This is a genomic window from Gammaproteobacteria bacterium (genome assembly GCA_009845905.1).
GTDB lineage: Bacteria > Pseudomonadota > Gammaproteobacteria > Steroidobacterales > Foliamicaceae > Foliamicus.
Genome location: VXYS01000010.1, coordinates 1 through 13470 on the forward strand (window position 1 = coordinate 1; position 13470 = coordinate 13470).

Below are 13470 nucleotides of genomic sequence, written 5' to 3' on the forward strand. Positions count from 1 at the left end.
GGCGGAGGTGGAGGCGGAGGAGGCGGGGGTGGTGTGGGCCTTTGCGACCCACCGCCTCCGCAGGCGTCCAGCGCGAGCGCCAGCGCGGGCAGAATGAGAATATCCGCACGAGACGGATTTTCCCGGCGCCGGCGTATCGCCTGTTCCAGGCGCGCCTGCACGAGTTGAATCACGGATCCTGATGTAGACATGAGCTTGCCTCCTTACCGAGCAAGATCAATGGGTCGGATCGGCTGCCAGCCGGTCACCGCGCTGTTGAGGGATTCCGACTCCGTCCCCCGGATTTCGTAGTCGTTGCCGGCGTCCGACGCCGTCGAGCCGAACACCACGAAATACCCCGTGTCCTTCCGCAGCGTGGCGCTCGCCGGCACGCTCGCGGCGTTGAAGCCGGGGGAGATCGCCACGGTGGCGCCTTCCCCGTCCTTCAGCGACAATGCGCTCAGGGTCGCGTCGGTGGAGGCGGCGTTGGCAACGGCGGCGGCAGAGCAAAGGAAGGCGGTCAGCACGCCCCGCGATAAGGACGACCACCCGACAGGGATCCAGCGGTCCCGGCGACGCTGCCCGCCTTCCGTTGCTCTGCCGCCGCCGAAAAAGCCCGCACGGCACCGGACCCCGACAGCGTCCACGCCGAAAGCCCCCCTGCTTCCCGCTTGAAATCGGAGCGGGTCGCGAAACCGGCACGGAAGTCAATGGCCATGACGGTGCGCACGATAGCGGAAATGCGTGCCTTGGCGCGTCCCCTAAATTGGGTAAACCCGTCGCATCTCGCGGACCAACGGTCCGAACGAACGGGGTTGTCTACAAGCCTGAATTGCGCACCGGTTTCGGCTCGGGATTGCGCGCGGCCGTCGGGCGATGTCCCGGGGGACCGGTCGGGGGCCGAAAACGGGCCGGGCCGGGAACGGCGGGGACGCGCGATCGGAAAGCAGCGGCGACCTCAGCGCGGGTTGCGTTCGGACCCGGAGGGAGATCAGGGCCTCTTCGGATGCCTCGCGGGTCGGAAGCCGGCCAGGCCCTTGCGCCTTTGCCGGCAGACGTGGAAGCAATCCCGAACGGGACGGTCGCCGGCTGGCCAGACGGCGCCCCCGCACGGGCGCGGCTACTCGCCGGTTCGCTTTCGCCCGGAGCGCGGACTCGCGGCCGCGCCGTCCCAGGGCCGGGCGCATCTCGCCGGCATCGTCGCGGAGCGCCACCTGCCCGCGGCCTGGATTTCCGCAAGCGAAACGCCCCACCGGTCGCTACGGGGACCGCCGCGCTCCGCGCATCGCCAGTACAGGCCGAAACGGCTGCCCCTGCGCGTCGTGGGTCCTGTCGGCCGGTGGACACAATTCGCAGGATTCATCAGGCCAGCAGGCATTCGGCGCTGATGCCACGACCGCGCAATCCGCTGGCGTACAACCTGCAACAACCGGATAGCTCGCTGGGCTACACCCACCCGTACGCGGCGCGGAACCGCCTGATCGGGTGCTTTTGCCTCAGCTCCGGCGGACCGGTTCCGGAGGGAAGATCAGGGACTTTGGAAACCCGAAGAAAATTTGGAAAACGTTCTCAAAGTGGCCATTGATTAAGGTTTGTTAACTGTATTTATTGAACCTAATTCTCCTCGCCGTACGTGTGTTCCCGAGCGATGGTTCCGGGGGCTTTACCTCAAAGTCCCGCTCAGTCTGTAGGAACTAACCTCGCTGCAGGGCCCGGGCCTGGGCGGCAAACGCCGGACCGCGAGTGGGGCAGTTCTTTTGTCACAATCGCGGAGGGTCCAAGGGGCCTGATATACTTGTAGTGGTGTTTTCCCCTCTGCTGGGGATGTTTCAGCACCGAAATCGTTCGTAGCGTTACAGCGCCACCAGAGCGATGTCGTTTCCCCACTTGCCGACAGAGGGGTGAAAGTAGTCGGTGCACACCCCCGCACGCGGGGGTGTGCTTTTTTTGGTGCTGTCATCCTTGAGAGGATGCAGGTAGAACACGGCGAATATGAGCTAGAGCAATAGTCGACGCTGTCCTGTACGTGCCGATACCGCCGGTCAAGGTCAGCGGATCTCGGTCTGCTACGGAGCCAAAATCTTGGCTGGCCGGGAAGGAGTTCGGGCGCAATTCCCCATAGAGGCCGGAGGCGATCTGAAGCGTCACCATGGCGGAGCGGGTCGGGGAGGAAGCGCAACGATACGGGCCGCTGAACAAGCAGATCCATGGTAACTCTGGCGGGGGAGCCGGACTCTCTTTGGCTGACCCGCTACGAGGATGAATCCGCTTCGCAATCCACAGCTTCCGGGTGATGCCTGCCGCCGAGAACTGGATCCGGAATGACTTTCCCTGTGCTTCTTCTGGGCATTGGATCCACGCCCGCATTGAGGAAGCTTCGGATCAAATTGAGTGCCGCGCTTGTGCTACGCTTGTCAGTAGGAGTAATCGCGCAGGAAGCCTAAGTCGGGCTACCTGCCGAATGTAATAGCCGTGAAACCGGTGCGCGGGTAGCTCCCGCCGCCGTGGCGAATAAGCAGGGTTTTCCGCTAATTCCTGCGTGATTACTCCACGGCCCGGCACCTTGCCGGGAATTTCCATTGCAGATACTTGGAAAGAGACACGGCATTGCGCAAGTTTTTCTTTATCGCTATCAGCGCATTGGCGCTGACCGCCTGCGGATCCTCCGGCGGCACCGACAATCCGCCCGCGCCGCCGGCCCCGGTCGCGCCGCCTCCGCCGCCGCCCGAACCGACGTTCGAGGAACGCCTGGCGGACTTGGCAGCGTTCGATCCGAACCCCTGCCGTGCGCTTACCCCGGGGTTCGAGGCGCTCGGAGGTTGGCTTAAGAACGACGGGCGCGAGTTGGGCAATTCGCGGGTGTGGATCGGCGATTACGGGACACATGATGTGGCCCACACGCCAGAGACGCATGGTGCAGGCGTATGGGCCACATTCACCGACTGCGCGGTGCGCTCCTCCGAATCGCAGTATCACGACTACGACGCAGATGGTGACGATACGGTGGGGCCGTACTATCGGGCACTTGCGGAACACGGCGAGGATCTGATCAGTTCCGTTTCAGGCGCTCCCGATTACGAGGATATTCCCTTACCGGAACCCGGCGAATGGGGGCCGAACTGGAACAGCCCCGGAATATTGGGACGACGCCATGACGGTACCCATGAAGGGCAGCGGGCACTGATCGTGCAAGCGGCAAGCAACGATAGCCGCGTGCGCACGCCTAACCTCCAGACTCCCGAGTTTCAACTGGCTCTACGGCACACGGACATCGTACTGTGGATCATTGTCGGAGGCTACGTGGGCGACGGCACAAGTCGCACACCCTCCGCAAGCAGTTCCATCTGCGGGGCGGCCGACCCGCTGTGCCTGTTTGCACCGTGGGGCCACGCCGGTCGCGCAGGCACGTCGCACGCCACCCCCCAGGTTTCCGCCGCCCTCGACACCGTCTGGACGGTGTGGCCGGACATGGACATCCTGGATCTCCGCAACCTGGCGTTCGACTGCGCCGAGAACATGGCTGCGCGCGACGGTGACACGTCCACCGAGCGCACGTTCTCCTATTCCAACGGTCGCGAGTTCACGTCCACGACCAACTCGACCTGGGGCCACGGCATCCTGTCGCTGACCTGCCTGTTCACGCCCAACGGCGGCTTGATGGATCCCACCACCGGTGATGCGATCGCCGGCGGCATCTTCGGCCCGATCGCCGGCCCGATCACCGGCGCGACCATCACCGGCGCGGACTACACGGGCCGGACGTTCGGCCACGGGTTCGCCCGTCCGGTGGCGCGCGAGAACTTCGCATTGGCCGCTACGGCGAATCTAAGCGCCGTACAGCGCCGAAACGGGATATACGGCGTGTCCCACGCGGCAGGCGCGTATCAGGGCAGGCTGCTCGAAAACGGTGCGTTCCACATGGACCTGGCGGCCGCCGGCAATGCGATCGGCGCAACGGCGGGCTGGCGACAGGGAGGGTTCACGTTGCGCACCGGCCTTGCCATGCAGCCGGAAGGCGCCGGATCCCTGACCGGATCGAGGGCGTTCCGGGCGCCATCGACCGTGTCCGCGGCGATCACCGCGGCGTACGGCAGGGCGCTGCGTCACGGGCTGTCCGCGCATCTGCAGGCCGACCACTGGCGGACGCTGGCGAGTGCCGGGCGCAGCCTGTGGGAGAACGCGAGCCTGCGCGAGTCGCGGCTTTCCGCGGCGCTGATCCGAAGGGCAGGGCGCCATGAGTTCGCGCTGCAGGCCGTATGGCGCTCGGGTCTGTCCGGGTCGCTGGGCGTGGACGGGCGCAGCTGGGCGCTGAGTCCGCAGGCCGAGTCCGGCGTGTGGCTGACCTGGAGGATGTGGCGATGACAAGTCCAACACACTGGTCCGGGAACAAGGCGGTGCTGACATGACGGCGAAAAAAGTACGGACCGACAACCCCCTCACCCGTGAAGAAATTCGGCGGGAACTCATGAGACAGTTGGGCTGGTCACGCCGCGCCGCCACCGTTTTCCTGGAAGAGCTGTTCAACGAAATGGCCGAAAGGCTGGCCGCCGGCGAGGAACTGTCGTTCCGCGGCCTGGGAATCTTTGGCCAGCGCGTCCTCCCGGCGCGCCGGCTACACGGAGCGCTCGCCGGGAAGAGCCTGCCCGCAAGAAGGCAGATCATTTTCCGCCCCGCGACCTCGCTTCGCAAAAAGCTGCGGGAGCGGGCCCGCATCCACTTCGCCGCCCAACGGGAGCGTATGAAGGTTAAAAGCCGTGATTCCCAGAAATAAAATTTGGGCCAGCCGATCAATTCCACTCAGGCGAACAGCCTGGAGCTTAGAGGCCAGACCACCTACAGGAGGTATTTATGCCCGAAATTAACCCCGATCGTATACGTTGCCTGACGCCGGAGGACCTGCGAACCTTCTATCCGCACGCCCTCAGGATGGCGTTGGACGTCATACTTCGGTCGTTCGAGTCGGACTCGACGGCGGCGCCCTACATGCAGGCCATGCGCGCGCAACTGGCAGGGATGAGCCACCATGCGGTGGATCCGGAGGGCACCTTCGAGGAGACCGTTGTGATGTCGATGAGTATTCTTCGCCGGATGGGCCTGGATGGGGACAAGCCGCTGTTCGAGATCGATCTGTCAGAGTGGTCGGAGAAGGCATCGTTCGATGACCAAGAGCTCCAGTTGGCGGTGCTCTACAAGGGCGACCTGCGCGCCCTCGCACTGGCTCTGTGGATGACGCTGGACGCGCTCGTCCAGGGCGAAGGGCGCTACGCTGTGGATCGAAGCGAGTACGAGGGCGAAGCGCGGGCCATGCTCAACGAGGCCGTTTCGCTGATGCCCAGGATGTCGATCAACATGGCGGAGGCCGCGCCACTTCACTGACGGCGCAGCACCACCGCGGCCGAGCCGCGACGACACGACCAGCGGTACGTGGAGGGGCTAGGCGGCATGGTTTCGCAAGCGGATTTCGATGCGCTGTTCGACGCGCCGCTGCCCGATCCCCGCGACCTGTGCCGGGCGCAGGGCAAGGCGTTCGTTCACATGCGCGAGGACGATGACGAGCACGTCTATAGCGAGTTGCCCGACGGGACGGTGGAGCTCAGGCGCATTGCCAGAGTAACGCTGCCCCGGACCCGTTCGGATGGCCGGCCGTACCTAGTCGCGGCTCCAGACCCTACCCCGGACCCCGGCCCGAGCCGTTCAGAGCTGCGCATCCGTCCCGGATGGCAGTCACCGGATTCTCCCTGGCTGCTGGCGGTGATCGGCGCCAACGGCGCCGGCAAGAGCACCTTATGCCGGCACTTCGCCGGCGCCCTGCCGGAGCCGTTCTTCGACCCGGACCGCATCGCCCAGCAATTGGGCAGTTACGACAATCCGGCCGACCAGCTTGCCGCGGGCCGGCTGGTCGCCGATCGCATCGGCAATTGCCTCCTGGAGCGCCGTTCCTTCGGGCTGGAATCCACCTACTCCGGCAAGAGCCGCCCTAGCCTCATCGAGATGGCAAGGGACAACGGCTACGCCGTGCAGGCGCTGTTCATCGGCACGGTCACCTCCGCGATCAATATCGCCCGCGTGCGCTACCGCGTGGCCACCCGGACCGGCCACAACGTTCCAATTTCTGAGATTCGCCGCCGCTGGACGGCCAGCCGGGAGAACCTGGTGCGCACGGCCGGCGCCTTCAGCCGGGTGCGCCTGCTGGACAGCTCCCGAGGCCAGTGGACCGACGCCGGCGAATGGGCCATCGGGCGGTTGGTGCGCAAACCGCCCAGCGCCCTGCCGTGGGCACGGGAGTTGGTGAGCCGGATCGGATTCCGGCCCGATAGCGAAGGACTATGAACCCCGACGTGCCTCTGCCCTGCGCAGCGCAACTGAAGCGCTTCTGCCAGGCGCACGGCATCGTCAAGCTGGCGGTGTACGGCTCGGCGCTGCGCGAGGACTTCGGGCCGGACAGCGACGTGGACCTGCTGGTGAAGTTCGATCCGGAAGCGGATGTGTCCTTGCCGGACCCGATCGAAGTGCAGGAGGACATCTCTGCGCTGTTCGGCGGCCGCAGGGTCGACCTGTTCACGGTGGAGTCGCTGATCGGTCTCATCCGCGACCGGATCGTTGCCGAGGCCGAACAGCTGTACCCGCACCGTAAACCGGCGCACCAGCCTCCCCTGGCGGTGGATGACGACACGCCGCTGAGGCTGATGCGCGGGCACGCCGGCAGGGCCATCCAAGTGTCCGCGGGTCGAACGCGCAAGGACCTGGACGGAGATCGGATGCTGTGCGATTTGGTTTGCTTTGCGATCCAGCGGGTAGGCCTGCGGGCGAAAGGGATCTCGCACGCGGCGCGCAAGGAACTGCCCGGGATCGATTTCGATGAACTCGCGGACCTGAGCAGGCACCTGATCCAGGAGCATGCCGCCATCGACTACGACCGCCTGTGGGCGGCAACACAAGCTTGTCCGGGCATCGTCCGGCAGCTGGACGCCTACCTGCCGCCTGAGGACGAGCGCCCCGGCGCGAACCGGGGCGAACCGGTAGGGTGGTAGCAGGAAGAATCGGCAATCCCGCGAGCGCAGACAGCCGCTGATCGCCCCTCCCTGCGCAGCAATTCAATCCCAGAGGCTGCGTTCGTTGCTCGGACCTCGCCGGCCGGTGCGGCTGGGGCAGACTTGCCGACCGTCGAAGTCTCTGGTGCGGGGCACCTGCCCAATCAGGCAGGACACGCTGGACAGAATTAAGGCACCAGTAGCCGATACCTGACCGGTCAGGGTGCATCCCGGCTCTCAAGCTGGATTGCTTGTGGGTTCGTAATGGTTAAAACACTCATTTTGACGGTGACGGAGGCCCGATTTCTACCGCCGCTTATGCCTTGAGATTTGAATTTCGACCCTGGTGTCCCTATGCAAAGGTCATAGCCTGAAAGGAGGCAACCAATGAATAAACAAGAAACCGTCATCGTCACCTACCATCCGACCCGTGAGTCGGGACGCCGGAAAGGCTGGGGCAAGCACGTAACGGGTGTTGATGCCCAAAAGAAGAATGGATACGCGTTCGAAGGCGCTTTCCTGAACACGGGCGAGAATGAATTGCCCGTAGGTGCCGCCATCATCGAAAAGAACCCGGCGGGTTCCGTGAAGAACTTCTACTACGTTTGGCGGCTCGGCTACGTAGCGGGAGATGGCGCCATAGAGTGGGACGAGGGAGAGTGGAATCGGAGCGAATTCATTTCATTCCGCAACAGGGTCGCCGAACGCGTAGCCGGCGAAACACCCGACAAGGCGAAAAAAGCCAAGCTGCTTGCAGAGCGCAGCCGGCTGGAATCGCGCATTGCGGACATTGATGCTGAGATCGAGGCCTTCAGGTCGGGCGAAGAAACCGATGCCGGCCTGGCCGACGACGATTGATTGGGAAAACGGACCCAACAGGCGGCACAACGCGGCCTTGCCAAGGCCTGTGCTCCTTTGCATCGGACAGTTCCTGCGGAAGGGAAAGTGGATCTGTCGGATTCCTTTAAGCATGCCGCGAAGCCAGGCTGGCGGTGCAAATCCGCTCATGGCCGGCGTGCTTCGCCCGCTCCCATTGCGCGCATCGTCCGTCAGGCACAGTGAGGCTGGCTAACCTGACGTTGCCGATCCAGCAGGCGGCGGAATAGCCGGGATTATGCAGCTAGACTCGCGGTGCGCCGTTATGCCGATCTTCGCCCTCCGCGCCAATCCGGTTCTCGGAGCTGCAGTCCGCTTCGTTGCGATTGGGCACATTGCTATAGGCCGCATCGGTGATGGTGTCTCGCGATAGGAATGGCGTCGGATCGCCTGTGGATTCATAGACCCGGTCATTTGCAGCATCGATCGTGGGTTTGATCCCGACGGACAGGCCCAACTCGAGAAGGGCATCCGGATCCCGCCTCATGGTCTCAACCCATGCGGGATCTGCCGCTTCTCGATCTCGGGCCAACTTACTCCGCAGGGACTCGAACTGCGTAAAAGGCCAGAGCGTGTTTCCGTTGGACGTTGCCGCCCAGCGTCCGGCGCAACAGCAGGGAGGTGGCCCGCCGCATGATGTAGCAGCGGATCGAGGAAGTGCAGACCTACGGGAAGTGGGACGACGAGTGGATCGAGCATCCGGTCCCCACGATCAACGAACCCCACAAGGCCGTTTCGTGACTAACGGCCAACGAGTCGATTGACGAGAACCGCAAGGTGGACATGTACCTGGCGGCGAGGCTGGCGCGGATCGACAACGTGTTCATGAAGTCACGGCGCCTGTTCTCCGCCCTGGAACGCCCGGTGGGCACGTCCAGCGGGCAGAACCGAGTCTGGCACGGTTATGCGCCTTACAACCCGCGGATGCTGGAGAAGTATCTGGCGATCTTCCGCGCCACCCACAACTTCGTGTTCGTCGGAACCGACGGGGAGACGCCGGCGATGCGCCTGGGCTTTGCGCGGCAGCCGCTGACGTTCGAGGACATCCTGTGGCCGGGACAGCGGATTCCGAGGCGGAAGCGTTCAAGGCGTAAAGGACGGCCGCTGGCTGACGGATGGCCAAGCATCCCGCTGGCCAATCGAAAAGCATCCGCTAAGCAAGACGGTGCATAAGACCGCGCAGCAACTCTGCCGTGGTCGGCATCGGCAGCGCAAGTGGCTCGTCCGAATCATCGTCGTCATCGCCCGGTTCCAACAGTTTGCCGTCTGGCTCGTCGAACCGAGGGAATCGGGACAAGCGGCCCGCTGCGAAGTCCTCGGCCGCGATCCGATTTCGCGCCACGACCAGGTCCAGGGCGCTCGCCTTGTCGCGCGCCTCGACATCGTAGAAATGATTCAGGACACCATCGCCCTCCGGATACGTCCAAGGGTCACTTTGGATCCATTCCTGGCATCGCAGCACCGCCTCGCGCGGCGTGGTGTGCTGGCTTACCAGATCGGTGTCGGAGGGGTTACGGTAGTATCGGATCAGCGCCCATCGGTGTTGGTTACTACTCCATTCAATCGGGGTTATACGCATACCGGAAGCATAGCACTTTATGGGGTCCGAAATGCACTATGCCGGTGATCGTAGCTGCCGAGCCGGCCAAGTAGAGGTGAGCAGCCGATGAGCATCCGAGAAACCATCGAAGCTGCCTGCCTGCAGGATATCGGGGGGCGGCGCGAACAGCAGGACCGCGTGGCGGTCCTGTGGGACGATGTCGCGTGCCTGGCGGTGCTGGCCGACGGGCTGGGCGGCCATATTGCCGGGGCGTTCGCCGCGCAGACAGCCATCGATGCGGCCCGGGAGGCGTTTGATACCTCCCCGCAGCCGGAAACTGCAGAACTGCTTGAAACCATCGTTACGAACGCGCACGCGCGGATCCATGCCGCGGCGGAGAACGACTTGTACCCGGGCACTACCTGCGTGCTGCTGCATGCGACGGCGCGTCGAGCCACCTGGACGCACCTGGGCGATAGCCGGCTGTACCGTTTCCAAAACGGCCGTTTCGTGGACCGCACGACGGACCACAGCTACCCCGAAGGCGGAATGTATGCGTGCCTGGGAGCCGGCCGGGAGTTGCCGAGCATCGAAGTACGCTCTGCGCACATCTCGCAGAGTGACGGCTTCCTGCTGTGCAGCGACGGGCTCTGGGAGAGCGTGGAAAGCCTACAGCTGGAAGCCGTGTTCGCTGCTCAGGACTTGCCCGGCGCACTGCGGGAGTTGGTGGATTTCGCCCGATCGCGCGGCAGCAGTTTTCAGGACAATATCTCGGCGGCGGCGGTTCGCTTGGCTCGGTAAGGGGGTGTTTGGCTATCCCGGATCCCATTGGCATGAGACCCATAGGCGGGAGGACAGCGCCATGCGCACCAGACCGTTGCAGGCACTGGCGCACGGCCGCTGCTCGTCGACCTGCGCTTGGGTGTGTGCGCTGAACCTGTCGACCAGCCGAAATCCACGGTTATAAGCAGTTTCCGGGAAACTGCTTATAACCGCACGCTGCCACAAAACCGGCGTGGGCATGGTACCTATTGGACGCACAGTCCGGCGCCGGCTCGGGGCATTGCGATTCGACCCCGACAGTCCTTGAGACCCAACCCAATAGCGGCCCGCTGAACCGCCCGGAATGCGATGTGCATTTGTCGCCATTTGCGGAGGATTTCGGTCCTGATTCGGGCCACGGGCATCCGTACAATGCGCAGTCCCCATGCGCATCCAAATTGCCTCCGATCTCCACCTGGACAAACGCCCCGGCCACATGCCGGACCCGTTGGAAGAATTCTGCCCGGTTTTCGATCGCGACCTGCTGATTCTGGCCGGAGACGTCGGCGCGGGGATGACAGCCCGGGCATTCATCGAGCGCGAAACGATGATCTCGCCGGTGGTCTACGTCCCCGGCAACCGGGAGTACCACACCAGGGTTCCGCACGAGGAGGTCGACTACGAGTGGCGCTGTCTGGCTGCCGACCTGCACAACCTGTACTACCTGGCCGGCGAGTTCGAGGTCATCGACGACCTGCGGATCTGGGGCGGTCCGTGGTACTCGGATCTGTTCTCGCGCCGTGATTACGGCTACCTCGAATGGATCAACGAAGTGGTCACCGATTTCCGGTTCGCGCTCAACAAGGAGGAACTCTGGTCGATCGAGCAGCACGTGAGGCTGCATGAGGCTCAGAGCGACGAGATCCGCAGTTACGCCGGCTTCCTGGAGGTCGTGGTCACACACTGGCCCCCGGTCATCGACGCCATGCCGCTACGGCAACGCGGCGCGTCGCTGGCCGGCTACTACGTGAACGACCACGAGATTCTGGTTCGCGAGGTCGGCGCCCAGCTGTGGGTCAGCGGCAACGTTTGGGGGCCGTACGATCTAATGGTGGACAGAACCCGCTGCATCGCCAACCCGGCAGAGTATCCGGTCGAGATGCCGGAGGCCGACGGGTTCGAGCCGGACCGGGTGGTAACGGCACAGCCTGGGGTCATCGTCATGGATCTCTAGCGGACGAGATTGCTGGGCGTTGCCGCTTGATGACGGTCGTGAAAGATGACCGATAATTGCACTTATCGTTCATCTTTTCTTGGTAGTACGACAATGGTTCTACGTAATCCGCCTGCACCGCCCGCCCATTCCGCCGTCCGCCTCTGACAGCTTCCGCACCCCTTCCCTTCCTCCTCTTTAGCGTAGTCTTCGCGTGAAGAAGCCAACCCGCAAGATGCGCGAGTGGAATCGCATCCACGCGCGCTTATCCAATCGTCGGCGCCTTGCCTCGAAGGAGATCCGCATCGCCCTTGGGCGAAGAGTGAGTGGCAATAGTCATTCCCCCATTCAGATCGGCTCCCACAAGGTAGTTCCGCGTATGACGGTTGTTTGCCCAGAGGATTTTTCGTTAGAAACAAACTTCGATGGTGTTGTCAACACTCTTCGCAAGATCCGGGAAGGAACCACGAGGAAAAGAAGCGACGTCGTTTACGTTGATTTCCGCAAGATCCGCAGTCTATCGCCATCGGCGGCTCTCGTTCTCGCTGCGGAACTGGATCGGTGGAACAATCTTCCGCGCCGGGGCCGTCTCCGTTCGATCGACGTGCCGCAATGGGACCCGAGTGTCCGAAGCCTGCTGGCCGACATGGGATTCTTCGAGCTCTTGTCCGTAAATCCCCCACCCGCGGAACCACAACGTACCACACGGTACGTGAAATTTCGCACAGGGAAGGTGGCCGAGGGCGAAGTCATTGACCGGCTCCGATTGGACGATCTGGAACCAATGGTTGGTCCGATGCCCGGCAGAATTCACCTCTATAACGCGGTGACGGAAGCAATGACGAACGTGGCTCAACACGCATACAAGGACACGCGGAGCCATCGTCCACACTGGTGGTTATCTGCTTCGGTCGATGAGGACTCAGTCACAGTCATGATCTACGATCAAGGAGCCGGCATTCCGGCCACACTTCCCCGCAAGTTTAGCGAGCAGATAAGAAAGATTGTGCAAGAGGACCACGCTATGATGATCCGCGCGGCGCATGAATTGCAGCGCACCCGGCATGATGAGAAATACAGAGGACACGGCCTTGAGCGGGATGTCCGTGGCTATTTGCAGTACTTGGATCGCGGGCAATACAGGGTAATCAGTCTGAAAGGGGAATACGTGTTTGAACCTCTCACAGAAGACAGTCCACACCGCGTATACAAGCATTCACATCCGCTGCTTGGAACACTTATAGAATGGCGATTGCGCAAGATTGTTTAGGAGAAATCATGAAAATATCAATAGCCGTAGACTTTTCGAAGTATCCGGCTGGTCGCTTTCCCGAGGACGGGCCGTACAACGGAACGAAGTTCCGGGAAGAAGTACTGGCCCCGCGGTTAAGGGAGTTGGGCGAGTCCGAATACTTGGAGGTCACTCTTGATGGTGTCGCCGGCGTCGGCTCATCCTTCCTTGAAGAGGCGTTTGGAGGCCTTGTGCGCTCGGGCATCCTGCCCAAGGAGTTTCTTGAAGAGCGTCTAATCGTGTCCGCCGAGGACGATCCGTTGCGCGATTTTGCAAGACTGGCCAAGAAGTACATTGAAGAGGCGACTGCACCAACCCCGCCCCACGAGCCCGCGTGGACACCAAGTCCCTAGTCCTCTCCGGCCTTGTCGGCGCGGTGATTGCGGCTCTCGTAGGTTGGATTGGCAACTATTTGGTGCAAGTTCGCGTCCAGGGTCTCCATTTTCGAGTTGATAGATTGCGCCGTGCCTTATATGCCTTTCTTGACTTGACGACTCGTTACTGGCTTTCCAGTAATTCGGATGTGAGTGCTCGACAACACTTGGAAGCCCAAATTATCGTCGCCCAGGAAGTGTATTTGACCGAGTACAGCGTGCTGGCGAAACGCTATAGGCGTATCAAGAAATCACACGACGATACAAAGGACATGCGGGACGTACTCTTGGATGCGGCGACGGGTGGATGCTTCCAGCAAGAGCAATGGAGATGCGATTTAGAACGCCCCCGCCTCCTTGCTACTGCCGTAACTTCCATTGTGAAGTCTCTCAATTGAGGCATA

At 62.7% G+C, this 13470-nt stretch carries 14 protein-coding genes; 12 read left to right on the forward strand and 2 right to left on the reverse strand.

What is annotated here, in order from left to right:
• Positions 1–203: 203 nt before the first annotated feature.
• A complete protein-coding gene (locus F4036_10750; GenBank protein ID MYK38217.1) occupies positions 204–626 on the reverse strand; it encodes a hypothetical protein in 423 nt (140 codons plus the stop codon).
• Between the two features lie 1960 nt (positions 627–2586).
• On the opposite strand from F4036_10750, the gene F4036_10755 reads away from it, so the two are divergent.
• From F4036_10755 to F4036_10785, 7 genes are all read left to right on the forward strand, one after another.
• Entirely contained in the window at positions 2587–4341 is a 1755-nt protein-coding gene (locus F4036_10755) for a hypothetical protein (protein MYK38218.1), read from the forward strand.
• 40 nt (positions 4342–4381) lie between these two features.
• A complete protein-coding gene (locus F4036_10760) occupies positions 4382–4750 on the forward strand; it encodes a hypothetical protein (GenBank protein MYK38219.1) in 369 nt (122 codons plus the stop codon).
• A gap of 77 nt (positions 4751–4827) precedes the next feature.
• On the forward strand, positions 4828–5355 hold the full coding sequence (locus F4036_10765) for a hypothetical protein (GenBank protein MYK38220.1): 528 nt from the start codon (positions 4828–4830) through the stop codon (positions 5353–5355).
• Between the two features lie 66 nt (positions 5356–5421).
• On the forward strand, positions 5422–6309 hold the full coding sequence (locus F4036_10770; protein ID MYK38221.1) for a hypothetical protein: 888 nt from the start codon (positions 5422–5424) through the stop codon (positions 6307–6309).
• Positions 6306–7010 (forward strand): hypothetical protein, encoded by a 705-nt coding sequence (locus F4036_10775; protein ID MYK38222.1) that lies wholly within the window; start codon positions 6306–6308, stop codon positions 7008–7010. Before F4036_10770 ends, F4036_10775 begins: the two co-directional genes overlap by 4 nt.
• Before the next feature lie 387 nt (positions 7011–7397).
• Positions 7398–7868 carry a hypothetical protein gene (locus tag F4036_10780; GenBank protein ID MYK38223.1) on the forward strand — a complete coding sequence of 157 codons (471 nt, stop codon included), beginning with the start codon at positions 7398–7400 and terminating at the stop codon, positions 7866–7868.
• Between the two features lie 795 nt (positions 7869–8663).
• Positions 8664–9059 carry a hypothetical protein gene (locus F4036_10785; GenBank protein ID MYK38224.1) on the forward strand — a complete coding sequence of 132 codons (396 nt, stop codon included), beginning with the start codon at positions 8664–8666 and terminating at the stop codon, positions 9057–9059.
• Here the strand turns inward: F4036_10785 and F4036_10790 are convergent.
• The gene (locus F4036_10790) at positions 9040–9465 is read right to left on the reverse strand and encodes a hypothetical protein (protein ID MYK38225.1); all 426 of its coding nucleotides are present in this window, start codon (positions 9463–9465) and stop codon (positions 9040–9042) included. The genes F4036_10785 and F4036_10790 overlap by 20 nt on opposite strands.
• An 87-nt stretch (positions 9466–9552) precedes the next feature.
• Between F4036_10790 and F4036_10795 the strand changes: the two genes are divergently transcribed.
• The 5 genes from F4036_10795 to F4036_10815 all read left to right on the forward strand — a co-directional run bounded on the left by F4036_10795 (position 9553) and on the right by F4036_10815 (position 13464).
• The gene (locus F4036_10795) at positions 9553–10227 is read left to right on the forward strand and encodes a serine/threonine-protein phosphatase (protein ID MYK38226.1); all 675 of its coding nucleotides are present in this window, start codon (positions 9553–9555) and stop codon (positions 10225–10227) included.
• Between the two features lie 406 nt (positions 10228–10633).
• Positions 10634–11422 carry a hypothetical protein gene (locus F4036_10800; GenBank protein ID MYK38227.1) on the forward strand — a complete coding sequence of 263 codons (789 nt, stop codon included), beginning with the start codon at positions 10634–10636 and terminating at the stop codon, positions 11420–11422.
• A gap of 193 nt (positions 11423–11615) precedes the next feature.
• The gene (locus tag F4036_10805) at positions 11616–12671 is read left to right on the forward strand and encodes an ATP-binding protein (protein ID MYK38228.1); all 1056 of its coding nucleotides are present in this window, start codon (positions 11616–11618) and stop codon (positions 12669–12671) included.
• Between the two features lie 8 nt (positions 12672–12679).
• Entirely contained in the window at positions 12680–13045 is a 366-nt protein-coding gene (locus tag F4036_10810; GenBank protein MYK38229.1) for a DUF4325 domain-containing protein, read from the forward strand.
• The gene (locus tag F4036_10815; protein MYK38230.1) at positions 13027–13464 is read left to right on the forward strand and encodes a hypothetical protein; all 438 of its coding nucleotides are present in this window, start codon (positions 13027–13029) and stop codon (positions 13462–13464) included. The genes F4036_10810 and F4036_10815 overlap by 19 nt, the downstream gene beginning before the upstream one ends.
• Positions 13465–13470: the final 6 nt, after the last annotated feature.